This is a genomic window from Pseudomonas sp. NPDC089547 (genome assembly GCF_050280665.1).
Lineage (GTDB): Bacteria > Pseudomonadota > Gammaproteobacteria > Pseudomonadales > Pseudomonadaceae > Aquipseudomonas.
In genome coordinates, this window is record NZ_JBNNVS010000033.1 from 24159 (window position 1) to 44255 (window position 20097).

The 20097-nt window shown below is 62.3% G+C and carries 20 protein-coding genes and 6 tRNA genes; 15 read left to right on the top strand and 11 right to left on the bottom strand.

The window, feature by feature from the left end:
• Positions 1-99 precede the first annotated feature (99 nt).
• Both ACQKPZ_RS20305 and ACQKPZ_RS20310 read right to left on the bottom strand, forming a co-directional pair.
• Positions 100-175: transfer RNA gene (locus tag ACQKPZ_RS20305), tRNA-Thr, on the bottom strand.
• Between the two features lie 71 nt (positions 176-246).
• On the bottom strand, positions 247-657 hold the full coding sequence (locus tag ACQKPZ_RS20310; RefSeq protein WP_427541503.1) for a pilin: 411 nt from the start codon (positions 655-657) through the stop codon (positions 247-249).
• Positions 658-874: 217 nt separating this feature from the next.
• On the opposite strand from ACQKPZ_RS20310, the gene ACQKPZ_RS20315 reads away from it, so the two are divergent.
• Genes ACQKPZ_RS20315 through yacG form a run of 4 tightly spaced genes read left to right on the top strand, consistent with a single transcriptional unit; the run spans position 875 to position 3772 of the window.
• Positions 875-2083, top strand: a complete 1209-nt coding sequence (locus tag ACQKPZ_RS20315; RefSeq protein ID WP_427541506.1) for a type II secretion system F family protein — start codon at positions 875-877, stop codon at positions 2081-2083.
• Positions 2084-2085: 2 nt separating this feature from the next.
• Positions 2086-2952, top strand: a complete 867-nt coding sequence (locus tag ACQKPZ_RS20320) for a prepilin peptidase (RefSeq protein ID WP_427541509.1) — start codon at positions 2086-2088, stop codon at positions 2950-2952.
• A complete protein-coding gene (gene coaE / locus ACQKPZ_RS20325; protein ID WP_427541512.1) occupies positions 2952-3575 on the top strand; it encodes a dephospho-CoA kinase in 624 nt (207 codons plus the stop codon). Before ACQKPZ_RS20320 ends, coaE begins: the two co-directional genes overlap by 1 nt.
• Positions 3572-3772, top strand: a complete 201-nt coding sequence (yacG, locus tag ACQKPZ_RS20330; RefSeq protein WP_391132361.1) for a DNA gyrase inhibitor YacG — start codon at positions 3572-3574, stop codon at positions 3770-3772. Before coaE ends, yacG begins: the two co-directional genes overlap by 4 nt.
• Before the next feature lie 226 nt (positions 3773-3998).
• Here yacG and ACQKPZ_RS20335 read toward each other — a convergent pair whose 3' ends face one another.
• The gene (locus ACQKPZ_RS20335) at positions 3999-4706 is read right to left on the bottom strand and encodes an energy-coupling factor ABC transporter permease (protein ID WP_391132363.1); all 708 of its coding nucleotides are present in this window, start codon (positions 4704-4706) and stop codon (positions 3999-4001) included.
• Positions 4707-4862: 156 nt separating this feature from the next.
• Between ACQKPZ_RS20335 and ACQKPZ_RS20340 the strand changes: the two genes are divergently transcribed.
• The 3 genes from ACQKPZ_RS20340 (at position 4863) to ACQKPZ_RS20350 (ending at position 7179) form a co-directional block, all read left to right on the top strand.
• Positions 4863-5492 (top strand): DUF1780 domain-containing protein, encoded by a 630-nt coding sequence (locus ACQKPZ_RS20340; protein WP_427541515.1) that lies wholly within the window; start codon positions 4863-4865, stop codon positions 5490-5492.
• Positions 5493-5625: 133 nt separating this feature from the next.
• On the top strand, positions 5626-5799 hold the full coding sequence (locus ACQKPZ_RS20345; RefSeq protein WP_144170447.1) for a DUF3094 domain-containing protein: 174 nt from the start codon (positions 5626-5628) through the stop codon (positions 5797-5799).
• 84 nt (positions 5800-5883) lie between these two features.
• Positions 5884-7179 (top strand): NAD(P)/FAD-dependent oxidoreductase, encoded by a 1296-nt coding sequence (locus tag ACQKPZ_RS20350; protein ID WP_427541518.1) that lies wholly within the window; start codon positions 5884-5886, stop codon positions 7177-7179.
• A 196-nt stretch (positions 7180-7375) separates the two neighbouring features.
• Here ACQKPZ_RS20350 and ACQKPZ_RS20355 read toward each other — a convergent pair.
• The 8 genes from ACQKPZ_RS20355 to rluD form a co-directional block, all read right to left on the bottom strand.
• Positions 7376-7451 (bottom strand) — tRNA-Lys (locus tag ACQKPZ_RS20355).
• 5 nt (positions 7452-7456) lie between these two features.
• Positions 7457-7533: transfer RNA gene (locus ACQKPZ_RS20360), tRNA-Pro, on the bottom strand.
• Positions 7534-7581: 48 nt separating this feature from the next.
• Positions 7582-7657, bottom strand: a tRNA-Lys gene (locus ACQKPZ_RS20365).
• Between the two features lie 6 nt (positions 7658-7663).
• Positions 7664-7740: transfer RNA gene (locus tag ACQKPZ_RS20370), tRNA-Pro, on the bottom strand.
• 3 nt (positions 7741-7743) lie between these two features.
• Positions 7744-7819, bottom strand: a tRNA-Asn gene (locus ACQKPZ_RS20375).
• Positions 7820-8292: 473 nt separating this feature from the next.
• Complete coding sequence (gene clpB / locus ACQKPZ_RS20380; protein WP_427541521.1) at positions 8293-10857, bottom strand: ATP-dependent chaperone ClpB; 2565 nt, start codon at positions 10855-10857, stop codon at positions 8293-8295.
• A gap of 250 nt (positions 10858-11107) precedes the next feature.
• Positions 11108-11848 (bottom strand): peptidoglycan editing factor PgeF, encoded by a 741-nt coding sequence (pgeF, locus tag ACQKPZ_RS20385; RefSeq protein WP_427541524.1) that lies wholly within the window; start codon positions 11846-11848, stop codon positions 11108-11110.
• The gene (rluD, locus tag ACQKPZ_RS20390; protein ID WP_427541527.1) at positions 11845-12807 is read right to left on the bottom strand and encodes a 23S rRNA pseudouridine(1911/1915/1917) synthase RluD; all 963 of its coding nucleotides are present in this window, start codon (positions 12805-12807) and stop codon (positions 11845-11847) included. The genes pgeF and rluD overlap by 4 nt, the downstream gene beginning before the upstream one ends.
• A gap of 147 nt (positions 12808-12954) precedes the next feature.
• On the opposite strand from rluD, the gene ACQKPZ_RS20395 reads away from it, so the two are divergent.
• From ACQKPZ_RS20395 to ACQKPZ_RS20430, 8 genes are all read left to right on the top strand, one after another.
• On the top strand, positions 12955-13974 hold the full coding sequence (locus ACQKPZ_RS20395; RefSeq protein WP_427541530.1) for an outer membrane protein assembly factor BamD: 1020 nt from the start codon (positions 12955-12957) through the stop codon (positions 13972-13974).
• A gap of 94 nt (positions 13975-14068) precedes the next feature.
• The gene (locus ACQKPZ_RS20400; protein WP_019473253.1) at positions 14069-14299 is read left to right on the top strand and encodes a PP0621 family protein; all 231 of its coding nucleotides are present in this window, start codon (positions 14069-14071) and stop codon (positions 14297-14299) included.
• Between the two features lie 240 nt (positions 14300-14539).
• Entirely contained in the window at positions 14540-15304 is a 765-nt protein-coding gene (locus ACQKPZ_RS20405; RefSeq protein ID WP_427541533.1) for a FadR/GntR family transcriptional regulator, read from the top strand.
• 90 nt (positions 15305-15394) lie between these two features.
• Positions 15395-16597, top strand: coding sequence for an ABC transporter substrate-binding protein (locus ACQKPZ_RS20410; protein WP_427541536.1), 1203 nt, complete (start codon positions 15395-15397; stop codon positions 16595-16597).
• Between the two features lie 65 nt (positions 16598-16662).
• Positions 16663-17523: a branched-chain amino acid ABC transporter permease gene (locus ACQKPZ_RS20415; RefSeq protein ID WP_391132383.1), complete on the top strand. Its 861-nt coding sequence runs from the start codon at positions 16663-16665 to the stop codon at positions 17521-17523.
• A 1-nt stretch (position 17524) separates the two neighbouring features.
• The gene (locus ACQKPZ_RS20420; protein ID WP_427541539.1) at positions 17525-18544 is read left to right on the top strand and encodes a branched-chain amino acid ABC transporter permease; all 1020 of its coding nucleotides are present in this window, start codon (positions 17525-17527) and stop codon (positions 18542-18544) included.
• Positions 18544-19296: an ABC transporter ATP-binding protein gene (locus ACQKPZ_RS20425; protein WP_427541547.1), complete on the top strand. Its 753-nt coding sequence runs from the start codon at positions 18544-18546 to the stop codon at positions 19294-19296. Before ACQKPZ_RS20420 ends, ACQKPZ_RS20425 begins: the two co-directional genes overlap by 1 nt.
• Positions 19296-19991, top strand: a complete 696-nt coding sequence (locus tag ACQKPZ_RS20430; RefSeq protein WP_427541550.1) for an ABC transporter ATP-binding protein — start codon at positions 19296-19298, stop codon at positions 19989-19991. The genes ACQKPZ_RS20425 and ACQKPZ_RS20430 overlap by 1 nt, the downstream gene beginning before the upstream one ends.
• Positions 19992-20097 lie beyond the last annotated feature (106 nt).

Below are 20097 nucleotides of genomic sequence, written 5' to 3' on the forward strand. Positions count from 1 at the left end.
CTGTCGGAATCCGACGGAACGCCATAACGAAAAAACCCGCCAGAAGGCGGGTTTTACGGGGGTTCCAGAGATTTTGGTAGCCTTCGCTGGAACCTGAACTGGTGCCGGAGACAGGAATCGAACCTGCGACCTTCGCGTTACGAGTGCGCTGCTCTACCGACTGAGCTACACCGGCGTGTAGCGCAACGTACCACTGCTCACACCCGCAACGCAAACCCCTGTTTCCACTAGTGTAATGCCCTACCCTCAGGCCCCTTTGCACCCCTTGGGCGCCAGGTCTTCCTCAATATCGGTAGTACACGCCCACCCGCTGGCCGAGCGCGTCAGGGTCAGTGACTTGCCCATCACATTGGCCGGCGCGTCCACCAGCGTGCACGCAATGCTTGCGGTGCCATCCGCCGCCTTGCCGCTCGCGGTAATCGCACAATGCGTCGTCTTCGGCTGGCCACCCAGCGCTGCCACATCCGCCACGTCTTTCCCGTCATTCAACCGCAAATCCATCGCCGTCTTCAGCGCGCTGATCTCCAGCAACCCTGCCGCGGCTTTCGCGCGGGCCTGGTGGTTGGTGTACATCGGTAAGGCGATGGTGGTCAGAATGCCGATGATCGCGATGGCGATCATCAGTTCGATCAGGGTGATACCGCGTTGCCCTTTCATGAACGTATTTCCCTTGTGTGTTCGCTTACGCATTGAGGTCGGTCGCGCCCCATGCGGCAGCGGCGCAGTAGGCCTGAACAGACACCTTTTGTCACCCCTGCCCGCTTGGGCGTCATCTTCGCTGAACTACTCTAGTGAGCATCACGGACGTACGCCCCTGCATGGACGCGGCAAGCTGTTTCCAGGCTTGTCGTACGGGCACAAAAAGGACCTTTGCATGACTTCATCCACACACCTTTACAGCTGGCACGGCACTGACGCCAACGGCACGCCGGTCAGTGGCCAAACACCCGGGCGCAGCCCGGCTTATGTGCGTGCGGGGCTGATTCGCCAGGGCATCACGGTGGCCAGTTTGCGCCCGGCCAGTGGGCTGAAACTCAGCCTGCCCAAGCAACGGGCGAAGGCTGACCCGGCGGGGTTCAGCCGGCAATTGGCGACCTTGCTCAAGGCCGGGGTGCCGCTGTTGCAGGCGTTCGAGGTGATGGGGCGCAGTGGCTGCGATGCGGCGCAGGCGGCGTTGCTGCAAAGATTGAAACAGGATGTGGCTTCGGGCCTGGGGCTGGCGGATGCGTTGCAGCGTCACCCCGCGTGGTTCGATGCGTTGTATTGCAACCAGGTGCGGGTGGGCGAGCAGTCTGGCACGCTTGATCGGCAGCTGGAGCAACTGGCGGACATGCTGGAAAACCGGCGGGCGCTGCACAAGAAGGTGCGCAAGGCGATGATCTACCCGCTGCTGTTGTTGCTTACCGGGTTGGGGGTGTCGGCGATCTTGTTGCTGGAGGTTATCCCCAAATTCGAGAGCATGTTCTCGGGCCTGGGCGCTGCGTTGCCAGCCTTTACCCAGTGGGTGATCGACTTGTCCACAGGGCTGAGTCGGTTTGCGCCGCTGTTGCTGGCGATGGGGGTGGTGCTAGGTTTTGCCGTGCGCCAGCTTTACCGGCAGCATGCGCCAGCACGGCTGTGGGTATCTCGACGCGTGCTGGCATTACCTGTGTTCGGCAAGTTGCTGGGGCAGGCAGCACTGGCGCGGTTCGCGCGCAGCCTGGCAACCGCCTACGGTGCCGGGGTGCCGTTGCTTGATGCACTGGGTACGGTGGCTGGTGTAACCGGGGGCGACCTGCACGAGCAGGCGGTGTTGCGCTTGCGCCAGGGCATGGCCAATGGGCAGGGGCTGAACGTGGCGATGGCGGCTGAGCCGCTGTTTCCGCCGCTGCTGGTGCAACTGACCGCCATCGGTGAATCCAGCGGCACACTGGACCAGATGCTGGAAAAGGCCGCCAGCCATTACGAGGAACAGGTCAGCCAGGCGCTGGACCAGTTGACCAGCCTGCTGGAGCCGGCCATCGTGCTGATCCTGGGCGTGCTGGTCGGTGGCCTGGTGGTGGCGATGTACCTGCCGATCTTCCAGTTGGGTAGTTTGATCTGAACATGACTTTATGGACTTTGCTGGCTGAGCAGCCGGCGTACTTCCTCACCTTGGCCACGCTGCTGGGCCTGCTGGTGGGCAGCTTTCTCAATGTGTTGGTGTATCGGCTGCCGATCATGCTGGAACGGCAATGGCAGCGTGAGGCCCAGGAGGTACTGGGGCTGCCGGTTGCGCAACATGAACGGTTCGACCTGTGCCTGCCGGCCTCCCGCTGCCCGCAGTGTGCGCATCAGATTCGCGCCTGGGAGAATATTCCGGTCATTAGTTACCTGGCGTTGCGAGGGCGCTGTTCATCCTGCAAAACCCGCATCAGCCCGCGCTACCCGGTGGTCGAAGTCGCCAGCGCGCTTCTTTCGCTGGTGGTGGCGTGGCGCTTTGGCGCTTCGGCCGAGGCCTTGCTGGCACTGCCGCTCACCTGGTGCCTGCTGGCGCTGAGCCTGATCGATGCCGAGCACCAGCTGTTACCGGATGTGCTAGTGCTGCCGATGCTGTGGCTGGGGCTGATCGTGAACGCCTTCGGCCTTTATGTGCCGTTGACCGACGCGTTGTGGGGCGCGGTGGCCGGGTACCTCAGCCTGTGGTCGGTGTACTGGCTGTTCAAGCTGGTCACCGGCAAGGAAGGCATGGGCTATGGCGACTTCAAGTTGATGGCGCTGATCGGGGCCTGGGGTGGCTGGCAGGTGTTGCCGTTGACGCTGCTGTTGTCGTCGGTGGTGGGGGCGCTGGTTGGCCTGTGCCTGCTGCGTTTACGTCGGCATGCCATGGGCACTGCGATGCCGTTCGGGCCTTATCTGGCGATTGCGGGGTGGATTGCTGTGCTCTGGGGTGATGAAATAGTCGCCTCTTACATGCAACTGCTTGGATACTGATGGCCACTGCAGCCTTTACCCCGTGGATTCTCGGCCTCACCGGCGGCATTGGTAGCGGCAAGAGCGCCGCTGCCGAGCGCTTTGTCGAGCTTGGCGTGCACCTGGTCGACGCCGACCAGGCAGCCCGTTGGGTGGTTGAACCTGGCCGCCCGGCCTTGGCCAGCATCGTCGAGCGTTTCGGCCCTGGCGTGCTGCAGGCGGACGGCCAGCTCGACCGCGCCGCCCTGCGCCAGCTGATCTTCGCCGACCCGGCGCACCGCAAATGGCTGGAGCAACTGCTGCACCCGCTGATCGGGCAGGAGATTTTCAGCTATCTGGCCAAGGCACAGTCGCCATACGCGGTATATGTGTCGCCGTTGCTGATCGAGTCGGGGCAATACCATAAGACCCAGCGCGTGCTGGTGATCGATGCGCCGCAGGAGCTGCAAATAGCCCGTACCCTGGCGCGGGACAACACCAGTGCCGAGCAGGTGCAGGCCATTTTGCAGGCCCAGTTGGCCCGTGATGAGCGCCTGCGTCATGCCGATGATGTGGTGGTCAATGACGGCGACCTGGCCGCGCTGCACGAGCAGATTGATCGCCTGCACCACTTTTACCTGACATTGAAAGGAGGCCAGCCATGAGCCAGCCATTGACCGTCGACTGCCCGACTTGTGGCGCACCTGTGGAATGGAGCGAAAAAAGCGCGTTCCGGCCGTTTTGTTCAGACCGTTGCAAGCTGATCGACCTGGGGGCCTGGGCGGCTGAGGAACACAAGATTCCGGGGGCTGAAGAGTCTGAGGATGAGCTGTATTCGGGGGACCTGGAACCGCGGCATTGATCCATTGACACAGTGGCTGTGCTGGCCGCCTCGCGGATAAAACCGCTCCTGCAATGTCCTTCACAAACCTCAAGACTGACGTGGTACCTGTAGGAGCGGCCTTGTGTCGCGATGGGCCGCAACGCGGCCCCCGATTTTAGCGCCAATGCAGAGATCGCCGGGGCTGCTGCGCAGCCCTTTCGCGACACAAGGCCGCTCCTACAAGGCCCCCGTAACCTGCAGGGCTTTACCTCTCATCTTCCTTCCAAGGCGCCTGCAAATACCGCGTGCGGTTGAACGTTTCCAGCCACTCCGGGCAAAACACCACCAGCGCACTGATCACCATGCCGTTGATGAACGCCTCGGGGAACATCATCAGCCACAGGTAACCGACAAAGTCGCTGAGCCACTCCGGCATGGCAAAGCGCCCATCCAGCCACAGCAACCCTAGCGCCGCAGGCACGCAAACCAGCACGGTCAGCGCTGCGGGGAAGAACCCCGAACAGAAGATATAAACGAACAGGTTCCGCGGCTGCGCCCGTTCGACCACTATCGCGCACACCTCGGTAACCAGCACCGGCAAGCCCACCAGCAACAAGCCATTCACCCCTAGCGCCGCCAGGTCCTGCCGCCCCAATGCCAGCAAACCGAGCTGGGCCATGAACCCACCCAGCACCGCCAACGGCCAGTCCAGCAACAGGGTAACCGCCGTCATGCCGATAAAGTGGTACGACACCCCGGTATCGAAATCACGCCTGACCAACCACAGCGCAAACAGGCAAAACACGGTGCCAAACAACAGGTGCTGGCGGCGGCGGTCGGTAAACAGCTCAACCCAGCGCACGCGGCTGACCGCCCACACCAACAGCGGCACATAACCCAGCCAGCCAAGGGTAAGGGTGGTGCCGGACAACACCTGCGCGCTGATCACCTGAACAATACCCCTTGCTGCCATGTGGGTTAAATCAAGTCTATACCCATTCTGCCATTGCTTCGGCTGCGTCAGGCTGGCGCCCTCGTACGATGCAGGAAGCAGTGATGGCCGGTGCTGGCTGATTCCCACGCTTGAACAGCATCTTACCGTCATCGATTAGCGGCTAAGCTTCTTGGCATGGATGACTCAGACTACCTGCGCCTGCTTACCATCCAGGCCGAACAAGCCAATGCCTTTCTCTCCAACGCCCGCAAGTGGGAACGGGAGCGTTGGGTGTGCCAGCGCCTTTTGCAGGGGTTGAACATTCCCTATCGCAGCGAAGACTTCACCCCGGCCGGGCAAGAGCCGCCAGACGTGTTGTTCCGCGACGCAGCGTTCGAGGTGTTTTTTGTGCTGGACGAGGGCCGCCGGCTCAACGATGAATGGCGCGAAGAGTTGCAGCGCCGGCGCAGTGCGTTTTCCCTGGCGCAACTGGTGCGCCGTGAAGCACGCCCGCGGCGCATCAGTGCCACCGAGCTGCTGGGGCGCCTGGCGCCGACCTTGCGTAAAAAGGCGCACAATTACCGGGAACGCGGCCTGGAGCTGAATGAGCTGGACATCATCGCCTTTTCCAGCCTGAAGCGCGAAGTGCTCGACCTCAACACCCATTTCCCCCCGCCCACCGAATACCTGCGCCAGGGCTGGCGCTCGTTGTCGCTGGTGGGGCCGACCTTTGCCCGGGTGCTGTTTGCCCACCCCGACGCCTCGGATTTTCTGCGCGGCAACCTGGGGCGCAGCATTGTATTTGATGTAGGCATCAGTCTTTGATCCACTGCACCGAGTGTTTGCGATGGCGTACACTCGGCGCCGGGGATAGAAAGCATTATCATTTGTTTCAAGCCCTTGCGCGAACGCTGTAGCGTTTGCGCAGTCACAGACGTCTACCTGACGAGGCCCCACCATGACCAGCCGCCTGAATCCTGAAGATCAGCGTCGTGTCGATGAGTATCTGCGAGCCCCCCAGCACCAGGTCGAGCGCAGGCCCTTCCGGCCGTGGCTGCTCCTTGCGCTGGTGGTGGCCGTAACCATCGGGTTGGGTCTTATCAGCCGCCTGCTGAGTGGACTGGTGCTATGAGCTGCTTTGCGCTCGCCCTCCCCTCGTGCAGTTTGCGGCCGGCCCCCTGGGCCACGAATTCCGTAAACCTTATGAGATATCCCCATGACTCATCGCATCGTGATTGTCGGCGGCGGCGCCGGCGGCCTGGAACTGGCGACCCGCCTGGGTAAAAGCCTGGGCAAGCGCAAGCAGGCCGAAATCACCCTGGTCGACGCCAACCTCACGCACATCTGGAAGCCCCTGCTGCACGAAGTGGCTGCCGGCTCGCTGAACTCCTCGGAAGACGAACTGAACTACGTGGCCCAGGCCAAGTGGAACCATTTCAATTTCCAGCTGGGGCGCATGAGCGGCCTGGACCGTGAAGGCAAGCAGATCCAGCTGGCCGCCACCCTCGATGAAGATGGCCGCGAACTGCTGCCTGCGCGCACCTTGGGTTACGACACCCTGGTCATTGCCGTGGGCTCCAACACCAACGACTTCGGTACCCTGGGCGCGGCGCAGCACTGCCTGTTCCTGGACACCCGCAAGCAGGCCGAGCGTTTCCACCAGCAGCTGCTGAACCACTACCTGCGCGCCCATGCCGGCGACGTGGCCAGCGAAAAAATCAGCGTCGCCATCGTCGGCGCCGGTGCCACCGGTGTGGAACTGGCGGCCGAACTGCACCACGCCGCACACGAGCTGGCAGCCTATGGCCTGGACCGCATCCAGCCCAAGGACATGCACATCACTATCATCGAGGCGGGCCCTCGCGTGCTGCCAGCGCTGCCAGAGCGCATCAGCGTGCCGGTGCACAAGACCCTGGAAAAACTCGGCGTGAAGGTGATGACCAACGCTGCGGTCAGTGAAGTGACCGAGGATGGCCTGAAAACCAAGGATGGTGAAGTGATCCAGGCCAGCCTGAAAGTGTGGGCGGCTGGTATTCGCGCGCCGGGTTTCCTGAAGGACATCGATGGCCTGGAAACCAACCGCATCAACCAGCTGGTCGTGCGCCCTACCCTGCAGACCACCCGCGATGACAACATCTTTGCCTTTGGCGATTGCGCCGCTTGCCCGCAACCAGGCAGCGACCGCAACGTGCCGCCACGCGCCCAAGCCGCGCACCAGCAGGCTTCGATGCTGGCGCAAAGCCTGAAGGCGCGCCTGGAGAACAAGGCGCTGCCAACTTACGAGTACAAGGACTACGGCTCGCTGGTGTCGCTGTCGCGCTTCTCGGCGGTGGGCAACCTGATGGGTAACTTGATGGGCAGCGTTAAGCTGGAAGGCTGGCTGGCGCGGATGTTCTACGTGTCGCTGTACCGCATGCACCAGATGGCGTTGTACGGGTTCTTCCGCACGGCGTTGATGATGCTGGGGAGCAAGATTGGCCGGGGCACTGAGCCGCGATTGAAGCTGCACTGAAGATTGCTGGGGGCGCTTTGCGCCCCTTTCGCGACACAAGGCCGCTCCTACACGAGACCGCGCAGTATTTGCCATGCGCCGACACCTGTAGGAGCGGCCTTGTGTCGCGAAAGGCCTGCGAAGCAGGCCCAAGGATCTGCCAGGATAAATCCGAGGCAAAGAAAAAGGGCATCTCATGCGAGATGCCCTTTGTTCATGGTGGGTCGTGTAGGATTCGAACCTACGACCAATTGGTTAAAAGCCAACTGCTCTACCAACTGAGCTAACGACCCAAAAATGGTCGGGGTGAGGGGATTCGAACTCCTGACATCCTGCTCCCAAAGCAGGCGCGCTACCGGACTGCGCTACACCCCGGGTCTTTCAAAAAAAAGGGCATCTCAACTGGAGATGCCCTTTTCTACATGGTGGGTCGTGTAGGATTCGAACCTACGACCAATTGGTTAAAAGCCAACTGCTCTACCAACTGAGCTAACGACCCGGAAAATGGTCGGGGTGAGGGGATTCGAACTCCTGACATCCTGCTCCCAAAGCAGGCGCGCTACCGGACTGCGCTACACCCCGAGATGGCTCCGCGACCTGGACTCGAACCAGGGACCCAATGATTAACAGTCATTTGCTCTACCGACTGAGCTATCGCGGAACTGAACTTCGGTACTACTTTCCGATTTGCTACTCCGAAGAGTGTGTTCGCTTCGGACTCTTTAGCTTCGCTGCTTTCGCGTTGTCGCTGCTGAGGCCGGCTATTCTACATTCTTCGTTTTGCTTGTCAACCACTTTTTTTCATTCAACTTACTGATTTGTAAGTTGTTTTGCGGTCACCGATATTGCTGGTGATTCGCTTAGTGCCTGACAACGCGGCGTATATTAGGGGCACTCGTTTTTTGATGCAAGCAAAAATTTCAAAAATTTCAGCGAGTTATCAAGATAGCCTGCAAAGGCCCGGAATTGCTGGGGCTGTGCAGGCCTCTTCGCGGGCTCGCCCGCTCCCACAGGTACGGTGTTGCCCTCGAAATTTGCACAAACCCTGTGGGAGCGGGCATGCCCGCGAAGAAGCCAGTGCAGGCAACCAGGCATAAAAAAGCCCCGCAAATGCGGGGCTCTTGGTGAAGCAGATCAGCCAAAGACGATTTCGTCGCCTTCCACCTTGGCGGTGATCGCCGAACCCGGCAGGAACTTGCCTGCCAGAATCAGCTGCGCCAGCGGGTTTTCAATCCAGCGCTGGATGGCCCGTTTCAGCGGCCGTGCGCCGTAAACCGGGTCGTAACCCACGGCAATCAGCTTGTCCAACGCCTCAGGGCTCAAGCTCAGCGACAGTTCGCGTTCCAGCAAACGGCTGCGCAGGCGGCCCAGCTGGATTTCGGTAATGCCGGCAATCTGCTCGCGGCCCAGTGGCTCGAACACCACCACTTCGTCGATACGGTTGATGAACTCCGGACGGAAGTGCGCACCCACCGCATCCATCACCGCCGCGCGTTGCGCCTCGCGGTCACCCACCAGTTCCTGGATCTGCGCCGACCCCAGGTTGGAAGTCATCACGATCACGGTGTTGCGGAAGTCCACCGTGCGCCCGTGGCTGTCAGTCAGGCGGCCGTCTTCCAGCACCTGCAACAGCACGTTGAACACATCCGGGTGGGCCTTCTCCACCTCGTCCAGCAGCACCACCGAGTAAGGCTTGCGCCGTACGGCCTCGGTCAGGTAACCGCCCTCTTCATACCCTACATACCCTGGTGGGGCACCGATCAGGCGAGCCACGGAGTGTTTCTCCATGAACTCGGACATGTCGATGCGCACCATCGCCTCTTCGGTGTCGAACAGGAACTCGGCCAGCGCCTTGCACAGCTCGGTCTTGCCCACGCCGGTCGGGCCGAGGAACAGGAACGAACCACTTGGCCGGTTCGGGTCGGACAGCCCGGCACGCGAGCGGCGTACGGCGTTGGCTACGGCGGTTACCGCCTCGCCCTGGCCGATCACGCGCTGGTGCAGCAGTTCTTCCATCTTCAGCAGTTTTTCGCGCTCGCCTTCAAGCATCTTGGCCACGGGGATGCCGGTCCACTTCGACACCACTTCGGCAATTTCTTCCTCGGTCACCTTGTTGCGCAGCAACTGGTTGTCGGTCTTGCCGTGCTGGTCGACCATCTGCAGGCTGCGCTCCAGGTCCGGGATTACCCCGTACTGCAGCTCGGCCATGCGGCTCAGGTCGCCTTTGCGACGGGCAGCTTCCAGCTCCTGACGGGCCTGCTCGATCTTTTGCTGGATCTGCGCAGAGCCCTGCACTTCGGCCTTTTCCGAAGCCCAGATCTCTTCCAGGTCGGAATATTCACGCTCCAGCCGCTCGATTTCCTCGGTCAGCTTCTCAAGGCGTTTTTTTGCCGCTTCGTCTTCTTCTTTCTTCAGCGCCTGCGACTCCACCTTCAGCTGGATCAGGCGGCGATCAAGGCGGTCCAGCACCTCGGGCTTGGAGTCGATCTCCATGCGGATGCGGCTGGCCGCTTCGTCGATCAGGTCAATTGCCTTGTCCGGCAGCTGGCGGTCGGTGATGTAGCGGTGGCTGAGCTTGGCCGCAGCGATAATGGCGCCGTCGGTGATGGCCACCTTGTGGTGCACTTCATAACGCTCTTTCAGGCCACGCAGGATGGCGATGGTGTCTTCTTCGCTCGGCTCTTCTACCAGCACTTTCTGGAAGCGGCGCTCCAGGGCGGCGTCCTTCTCGATGAACTGGCGGTACTCGTTCAGCGTGGTAGCACCCACACAGTGCAGCTCACCGCGAGCCAGGGCCGGCTTGAGCATGTTGCCGGCGTCCATGGCGCCCTCGCCTTTGCCGGCGCCGACCATGGTGTGCAGTTCGTCGATGAACAGGATGATCTGGCCTTCCTGCTTGGACAGTTCGTTCAGCAGCGACTTCAGGCGCTCTTCGAACTCGCCACGGTACTTGGCACCGGCAATCAGCGCCCCCATGTCCAGCGCCAGCAGGCGCTTGCCTTTGAGGCCATCGGGCACTTCACCATTGATGATGCGCTGGGCCAGGCCTTCGGCGATGGCGGTTTTACCCACGCCAGGTTCACCGATCAGCACCGGGTTGTTCTTGGTACGGCGTTGCAGCACCTGCACGGTACGGCGGATTTCGTCGTCACGGCCGATCACCGGGTCCAGCTTGCCTTCTTCGGCACGCTTGGTCAGGTCGACGGTGTATTTGTCCAGGGCCTGGCGCGACTCTTCTGCATTGGCGTCATTCACTGCCGCACCGCCACGCAGGTTGTTGATGGCGTTTTCCAGGGCCTTCTTGGTCACGCCCTGGCTCAGCAGCAGTTTGCCGAGCTTGCTGTTCTCGTCCATGGCGGCCAGCACTACCAGTTCGCTGGAAATGAACTGGTCGCCCTTCTGCTGGGCCAGTCGGTCGGCCTGGTTAAGCAGGCGCGCCAGGTCCTGCGACATGTTCACGTCGCCGGTGGGGTTCTGGATTTTTGGCAGCTGGTCGAGTTCTTTCACCAGTGCCTGGCGCAGGCTGTTGATGTCGAAGCCTACCTGCATCAGCAGCGGCTTGATCGAACCGCCCTGCTGTTCAAGCAGTGCCTGTAGCAGGTGCACGGGCTCGATGGCAGGGTGGTCCATGCCTACGGCCAGGGATTGAGCATCGGATATTGCAAGTTGCAGCTTGCTGGTCAAACGGTCTATTCGCATGGTGTACCTTCCTTTAAAGGGCAGGTCGGAGCGATGGACAGCGCCTGTTTATAAAGAAACCTGCCTGAGATGACCTTATAGATAAGGCTGATTCTGGAAGATTCAAGCGTAGCGGGGTTGACCGGGGTCAACCTGTTGGATTGGCGGGGGGCCGTTCGCGGGCATGCCCGCTCCCACAGGATCGTCACAGGCCCTGAGAGCGATGCAGTACGTGTGGGAGCGGGCGAGCCCGCGAAAGGGCCGGTACAGGCTAGCGAGGATCCAGCCACACCAGGGAAGCAAACCGCCCACCCTGCGGGGTACGGCGATAGGAGAAGAACCGCTCGTCGCTGACCGTGCACAAGCCACAGCCATAAACAGCCGTCACCCCACGGGCCGCCAGGCGAATGCGCGCCAGCTCATAGATGTCGGCCATCAGCTTGCCCGGCCGCTCACCTTCGACAAAGGCCCGTGCCGCTTCAGGGTGCACTGCCGTAAAGGCATCACGCACCTCCAGCCCTACTTCGAAAGCCTGCGGGCCGATGGCCGGGCCCAGCCACACCAGCACCTCTTCTGGCGCCAGCGCCAGGCGGTCCAGCGTGGCTTCCAGCACGCCACCGGCCAACCCGCGCCAGCCGGCATGCGCCGCTGCCACACGAGTGCCCGCCCGGTCGCAGAACAGCGCAGGCAGGCAATCGGCAGTCATCACAGTGCAGGCAATGCCCGGCTGGTCGGTCCAGCTGGCGTCGGCCTCGGCCACCACGGCCGGGTCGGCATCGGCCACTACCAGCCCATGCACCTGCTTGAGCCAGGCCGGCTGGATGTCGAATTCGCTGCTCAGTCGTAGACGGTTCTCGGCCACTGCTGCGGGGTCATCCCCTACATGGTCGCCAAGGTTGAAGGTTTGGTAGGGCGGCAGGCTGACGCCGCCCTGACGGGTGGTGACGCAGGCGCGAACCGAGGCCGGGGCCGGCCAGTCGGGGAACAGCAGCGACTGCGTCAGGCCGCTCATCCGATAAAGCTCTCGCGGTCTTCGTTCAGCAGCGTCAGCAGCCAGAGGAAGTCATCCGGCAGTGGCGACTCCCACTTCATGACTTCACCGGTAATCGGGTGGGCCAACGCAAGGAAACGCGCGTGCAGTGCCTGGCGAGGGAAGGTCTTCACCGCCTCGACCATGGTTGGGCTGGCAGCCGGCGGAATGCGGAAGCGCCCACCGTACGTCTGGTCGCCGACCAGCGGGAAACCAACATGGGCCATGTGCACGCGAATCTGGTGGGTACGGCCGGTTTCCAGCTTGACCCGCACGTGCGTGTGCGAGCGGAAGCGCTTGAGGACGCGGTAATGGCTGACCGCCGGCTTGCCGCCGTCGGTAACGGCCATGCGCTGGCGCATGCCGCCGTGGCGCCCGATAGGTGCATCGATCTTGCCACCGGAGGTCACCACGCCAATCACGATGCACTCGTAGATGCGGCTGACCTTGCGGGCTTGCATTTGCTCAACCAGCTTGGTCTGCGCCTGCAAGGTCTTGGCCACTACCATCAGGCCCGTGGTGTCTTTATCCAGGCGATGAACGATACCGGCACGCGGTACGTTGATGATGTCTGGCACGTGGTGCAGCAGCGCATTGAGCAGGGTACCGCTGGCATGGCCGGCGGCCGGGTGTACAACCAGGCCTGCTGGCTTGTTGATCACCAGGATATGCTCGTCCTCAAAGACGATATCCAGCTCGATGTCTTCTGCGATCCACTCGCCCTGGGCTTCCTGTTCGGCCTGCAGAGCCAGGACAGAGCCACCATAGACGGTATCGCGAGGGCGCACGACGGCGCCATCGACCGTCAGGCGGCCTTCTTTGATCCACGTAGTAAGCCGCGAACGCGAGTACTCGGCGAACAATTGGGCGGCGACCTGGTCGAGGCGTTGACCGCCCAGATCGGACGGTACCTCTGCGCTAAGTTGAATGATCTCGGACATGCTCGATTCGGCGGGCGCACAGCCTTTGGTTTCGGCTGCGAGCTTGTGGTTAAATACGGCTTCTTTTGTCCCGGGGTTGGCCGGGGCGCTCATCATAACAGGACGGCACCGCCCAAGACAGCGGCCGTCAAAGGGACGCAAGCCGCCATGCAAGTGAAACACCTGCTGCTGATCGCCATCCTCGGGCTTACCGCGGCCTGTTCCTCCAATAAAGAGGTCATTGACGAGAACCTCAGCGAAGCCGAGCTGTACCAGCAGGCGCAAGCTGACCTGGACAACTCCAGCTACACCAGCGCCGTGAACAAGCTCAAGGCCCTGGAGTCGCGCTACCCGTTCGGCCGCTATGCCGACCAGGCGCAGCTCGAGCTGATCTACGCCAACTACAAGAACTCCGAGCCCGAGGCTGCCAAGTCGGCGGCCGAGCGCTTCATCCGCCTGCACCCGCAGCACCCGAACGTCGACTACGCCTACTACCTCAAAGGCCTGACCTCGTTCGACCAGGACCGTGGCCTGCTGGCGCGCTTCCTGCCGCTGGACATGACCAAGCGTGACCCGGGTGCCGCCCGCGACTCGTACAACGAGTTTGCCCAGCTGACCAGCCGCTTCCCCAACAGCCGCTACGCGCCAGACGCCAAGCAGCGCATGATCTACCTGCGCAACCTGCTGGCCTCGTATGAAATCCACGTGGCCGACTACTACCTGAGCCGCCAGGCTTATGTGGCCGCCGCCAACCGTGGCCGCTACGTGGTCGAAAACTTCCAGGAAACCCCATCGGTCGGCGACGGCCTGGCGGTGATGGTCGAGTCGTACCAGAAGATGCACCTGGACGAACTGGCCGCCAGCAGCCTGGAAACCCTCAAGCTCAACTACCCGGACCACCCAAGCCTGGTCGATGGCGAGTTCCAGCCCAAGCAGACCGAGTCTGACGGCCGCGGCTGGCTGTCCAAGGCCACTCTGGGCCTGATCGAGACTGATACCCCGCTGCCGCCGGGCGAAACCCGCGCCAACCAGGACGTGGTCAAGCAGTTCCAGGACGCGCGTGACGAGATGCCGCAAGAGCTGCTGCCGAAGGACGAGAATGGCGACCCGATCGTGCCGGAAGGCCCGAAAGAAGCCGAGAAAGACCGCTCCTGGTTCAGCTACATGACCTTTGGCATGTTTGACTGATACACAGCGGTGAATGAAAGGGAGGCCATGGGCCTCCCTTTTTTATTGGCCGCGCCCTAGACTGTCGGTTTATTCAACCGACAAGCTGGACACCATGGTTCGCCTACTTTTCTGGATCGCCCTGATCGCCGCCGCGTTCTGGCTGTGGCGCAAGTTCAAAGTCAGCCAACAGTCACACCCCGAGGCAAAGCTGGATGCGCCGCTGCAGATGGTGCGCTGCGCTCATTGCGGCGTGCACCTGCCCAACGACCGGGCGCTGCAGCAGGGCAAAGAGTGGTATTGCAGCCAGGCCCACCTTCAGCAAGGCCCCGGCCGCCAAAACTGAACTTGTAAGAGCGACACGGTCTCTGTGGGAGCGGGCGTGCCCGCGAAGAATTCAACGCGGTGAATGGCACCGGCTGCGCCGGTGTTCGCGGGCACGCCCGCTCCCACAGATGTACCAGCCTGCTTATCCCTCCCCGACCCTTTCGCATCATTTACGACCTCTCCCCCTCCTCCAGCATTGACCCCTCCCACCAAAACTCGCTAAATCCTATTTATCCGCATAAATATGAAAAATAGCGAAATGCTCAAACCCAAACGCAAGCGCCAGAAGCTGTCCGATCTGATCGTCGAATCGGTCAAGCGCTCGATCGTCACCGAGGCGCTGCACCCGGGCGATCGCCTACCCACCGAACGCGAACTGATGGAGCACTTCGAATGCTCCAAGGGCACTGCCCGCGAAGCGCTCAAGGCGCTTGAAGTCGAGGGCCTGGTCAGCACACGCACCGGGCCGACAGGCGGTGCCTATCTCAATGAAGTGGGCACCGAGCCGGCCAGCCGCGCGCTACGCAACTACCTGCACTTCCAGCACCTGGATGGCGAGCAGGTGTACCAGCTGCGCAAGGTCATCGAGGTTGAGCTGGCGGTATCGGTCATGGGCAAGCTGAGCGAAGCCGACTATGCCGCGCTGCAAGCCAATATCGATTTCTGCAGCGCGCCGGAAGACAGCGAAGAAGGCCAGCGCGAGCAGCGCTTGGCCGAACTGGAGTTCCACACCCTGCTGGCCGACCGTTGCCCCAACCCGTTGCTGCGCTTCATGGCGGTGTTCCTCAACGACCTGCTGCGCGACCTGGTGGTGCTGAAAAAGGCCTACCTGCCCAAGCGCCAGCAATTCGCGGCCGCCAACATCGATTACCACAAGCAACTGCTGACGGCCTTGCGCGCCAGCGACGAACCCGCCGTACGCCGGTTGATGCACGAGCACATGTGCGACGCCGAACACCACATGACCGCGCTGGAAGGCGAGGTTGCCCGTAACTTCCTGCTGGAGTTCAACCACCACCACTGATGCGCCTGGAAAGAGGCCTGCACACAGGCCCGGCCGTACCCGCTTTGTCATTGCCACTCCTGCCTAATAACCACAACCAAGGAGTTACTCATGCAAAGACGTACCCTGCTCAAGGCAGGCCTTGCCCTGGGTGCCCTAGGTAGCCTCCCGCTGGGAGCGCACCGGGCATTCGCCGACCAACCGCTGACCTTCTATGGCCTCAAGTCCATGTCGGGCGCCTTCGCCAGCTACGGCAGGTACGCCGACATGGGCTCGCGCCTGGCCATTGCCGAGTACCCACAACTGCTCGGCCAGCCGCTCAAGTACAAAGTCATCGACACCGAAGGCAACGCCGGCAAGGCCGTGCGCAAGGTGCAGGAAGCCATCGGCCAGGATGGCGCACGCTTCTTCCAGGGCTGCACCTTGTCGTCCTCGGCACTGGCGGTGTCGAAGGAAATCCACAAGGCCGGCGGCGTGTTCATGACCCCGGTCGGCGCCGACGAAATCACCGGCAAGGACTGCAACGCCTCGACCTTCCGCTGGTCGGTGCCCACTTACGGCGCCATCCGCGAAACCCTGGTGCCGATGATCCGCCAGCTGCCGCAGGCCAAGCGCTGGTACACCATCACCCCGCAATATGTGTTCGGCGATGCCCTGCTGGACAACGCACGCAAGGTGTTCACCGAACTGGGCGTGGAACACATCGGCAACAGCTACCACTCGCTGCAAGAGCAGGAGTTCTCCGGCTACCTGACCAACGCCATCGCCGCCAAACCGGACGTGCTGGTACTGCTCAACTTCGGCAGCCAGGCCTCCAACGCCCTGCGCCAGGCGGTCAACTTCGGTATCAAGGACCGCATGAAAGTGCTGATGGTGTGGTCGGCCGGCCTCGACCAGTTCCAGGAGCTGGGCAGCGACGTGCTCGAAGGCGTGTATCTGGGCGCACAGTACTGGCACCAGGTCGATACCCCGCTGAACCAGCAACTGGTTGCCGCCACCCGCAAAGCCTACGGCATCAACCCCAACTACCCGCTGGCCGCTGACTACATCGGCACCAAGGTCATGCTCGAAGCCATCGTCAAGGCCGGCAGCCTGGACGGCGCCGCCGTGTCTGCGGCGTTGCAGGGCATGCGCTTCCAGGGCCCGACCGGCGAAGAGCTGATCCGCCCGGGCGACCACCAGGTGCTCAAGGATTACTACCTGCTGCGCGGCAAGCCCCAGGGGCAGATGCGCGACGAGGACGACCTGGCCGAAGTCATCAGCTCGGGCCGTTCGTTCGTAGAGGTCGACCACACCGGTTGCGCCCTGGCCTGAAGCCCCGGCGCTGAAAACAGACACTCGTACAGGCAGCCGCGCCGCGCGCTGTCGAGGGCACGCTCATGCTCGATTTGTACCTGTTCCAATTGCTCAACGGCCTGGGCCTGGGGATGATCTACTTCCTCATCGCCGTGGGCCTCACAATCATTTTCGGCCTGCTCAACTTCGTCAACTTCGCCCACGGCGCGTTCTTCTTGCTGGGGGCCTACCTGTGCTACACCGCCGTGGCCATCACCGGCAACTTCTGGCTGGCACTGCTCATAGCACCCCTGGTGGTGGCCGCGCTGGCCTGGGTGGTGGAGCGCCTGTTGATCAAGCGCATCTACCACCTGCCACACACCTTCCAGATCCTGGTCACCCTCGGCATCGCGCTGATCATCCAGGAAGCCTCGGTGCTGATCTGGGGGCCGGTGGGCAAGAACATTGCCGTACCGCCGGAGCTGCGCGGGGTGCTGATACTTGGTGACTTCATCTACCCCTATTACCGCCTGTTCCTGATCGGTTTCGCCGCGTTGATCGGCCTTGGCCTGTGGCTGCTGCTGGAGCGCACCCGCTTCGGCGCTTTGGTGCGGGCCGGCAGCGAAAGCACCGAAACCGTGTCGCTGCTGGGCACCAATATCTTCCGCCTGTTCTCCCTGACTTTCGCCTTGGGCGTAGGCCTGGCCGGCGTAGCCGGTGTGCTGTTCGCGCCACTGCGCGGTGCCCAGCCGTTCGTCGGCCCGGAAATCCTCGGCATAGCCTTCGTGGTGGTGGTGATCGGCGGCATGGGCTCGTTCGGCGGCGCACTGGTCGGCGGGCTTTTGGTGGGTGTGGTGCAAAGCATGATGACCAGCCTCTGGCCGCAAGGCGCCAGCCTGATGATCTACGGCGCCATGGCTGCGGTGATTCTGGTCCGCCCCTATGGCCTGTTCGGGAGAGCTTGAGATGAGCGATAAAAACCCATTGCCCCTGGCCAAGGGCCGCGCACCAGCGCTGCTGTTGCTGGTTGTCGCCAGCCTGGTGGCGCTGCCGCTGGTGCTACCGTCGGCCACCCTGGCCACCGAGATCCTGATCTTTGCCCTGGCGGCGCTGGCCTGCAACCTGCTGCTGGGCTACACCGGCCTGCTGTCGTTCGGCCAGGGTATCTTCTTTGGCGTGGGCGCCTATGGCGCAGCGCTGCTGATGATCCACCTGCAGTGGGGCATGTTCGCCGCACTGCTGGGCGCAGCCGTGTTCGGCGCCTTCCTTGCGCTGTTGGTAGGCGCCCTGGCGATCCGCCGCACGGGCATCTACTTCGTCATGCTGACCCTGGCCTTCAGCCAGATGGCCTACTTCCTGGCCTACACCCTCAGCGGCTGGACCGGCGGTGACAACGGCCTGCTCGACGTACCGCGGCCAAATATCGAAATCGCCGGCCACGTGCTGGTCGACCTGGCCGATCCGCGGCACTTCTACGTGTTTGTCGCGGTGCTGTTCCTGCTGATCTTCGCCGGTGCCCTGCGGGTGATCCGCTCGCCGTTCGGCAGCACGCTGCTGGCGATCCGTGAAAACGAAACCCGCGCTGCCGCCATCGGCTACGACACCCGCCACTTCAAGATCCTGGTGTTCATGCTGTCGGGCGCCATCACCGGTATCGCCGGGGCGCTGTACGCCATGCTGCTGCACTTTGCGCCGCTGTCGAACATCGACCTGATGATGAGTGAAAACATCCTGATCATGACCATTGTCGGCGGTACAGGCTCGCTGTTCGGCTCGCTGCTGGGGGCCGGTGCCATCGTGATGCTCGGCGATGTGCTGTCTGAGCTATGGCCGCGCTGGCTGATGCTGCTGGGGGTGATCCTGATCCTGGTGGTGGTGTTCATGCGTGGTGGCCTGTGGGGTGGCCTGGCTGAACTGGGCAAGCGCCTGCTGGCAATGCGCAACACCAACGACAAGCCCCAGGCCAAAGCCAAGGAGACCCTGTGATGAGCGACTACCTCCTGGAAACCCGTCAGCTGGAACTGGCCTACGGGCCGTTCAAGGCGGTTGCAGGTGTGGACCTGAAAGTCCGCGCCGGCACCATCCACACGGTCATCGGCCCTAATGGCGCCGGCAAGACCAGCCTGTTCCACTGCCTGACCGGCGAGCGCCAGGCCACTGGCGGCAAGATCCTGTTCAACGGCAAGGACATCATTCGCAAACCTTCCCATGGGCGAGTGGCGCTGGGCATGGCGCGGTCGTTTCAGCTGACCAGCCTGTTCCAGAACCTGTCGGTACGCGAAAACCTGCGCCTGGCCGCCCAGGGCCGCGATGGCCTGGGCGCGCTGAACTTCTGGCGCAGCGTAGAGCACAAGCGCAGCCACTGGAACACCGCCGACCAGGTACTGGAGCGCCTCAAGCTCACCGCCCGTGCCGACACCCTGGCTGGCGAGCTGTCGCACGGCCAGCAACGGGTGCTGGAGGTGGGCATGTCGATCTGTGCGCAACCCACCTTGTTGATGCTCGACGAGCCCACCTCGGGTATGGGCATCGACGACATTCCGGTGATGACCGACCTGATCAGCGACCTGGGTCGCGACCATACCGTGCTGCTGATCGAGCACAACATGAGCATCGTCATGTCGATCAGCCAGCGCATCACCGTGATGAGCCACGGCCAGATCCTGGTTGAAGGTACCCCTGAACAGGTGCGCAACGACGAGCGCGTGCGCACCGCCTACCTTGGAGAGGCCGCCTGATGCTCAACGTCGATTCGATCCACTCCTACTACGACAAAAGCCACGTGCTCGAAGGCGTGTCGCTGAAGGTTGAAAGCGGCGAGCTGGTGACCCTGCTGGGGCGCAACGGTGCCGGCAAGACCACCACCCTGCGCAGCATCCTCGGCATTGTCCGACCTCGTCAGGGGCAAATCAGCTTCAACGGCCAGCAACTGGTCGGCCGCGAAATATTCGATATCGCCCGGCTGGGCATTGCCTTGGTGCCGGAGCACCGCGGCATCTTCCGCCAGCTCAGCGTGGAGGAAAACCTGAAGATTGCCCTGCGCAAGGGTAGCCGCTGGCAGCTGGGGGACGTGTACGCCATGTTTCCAAGGCTTCAGGAAAGGCGCAGCAACGGCGGCTTCGCGTTATCCGGCGGCGAGCAGCAGATGCTGGCCATCGCCCGTGCCCTGCTCAATGACCCCAAGCTGTTGATTCTCGACGAACCGACCGAAGGCCTGGCACCGGTCATTGTTGATGAACTGGTGAAGATCTTGCGGCGGATCAAGGAGGAAGGCCTGTCGATCCTGCTGGTGGAGCAGAACCTGATGGTCTGCGATGCACTTGCTGACCGCCATTACGTGCTGGAGCAGGGTCGGGTTGCCTATCAGGGCAGTGCGGCGCAGTTCCGTGAGGACCCGAGGATCAAGAACCGTTACCTGGCCCTTAGCGCCTGATAGCGAGCTTGTTTACCTGCGCCGGCCTCTTCGCGGGCTCGCCCGCTCCCACAGGGGCATCAATTCCCTCAGAACTGCGCAGTACCTGTGGGAGCGGGCAAGCCCG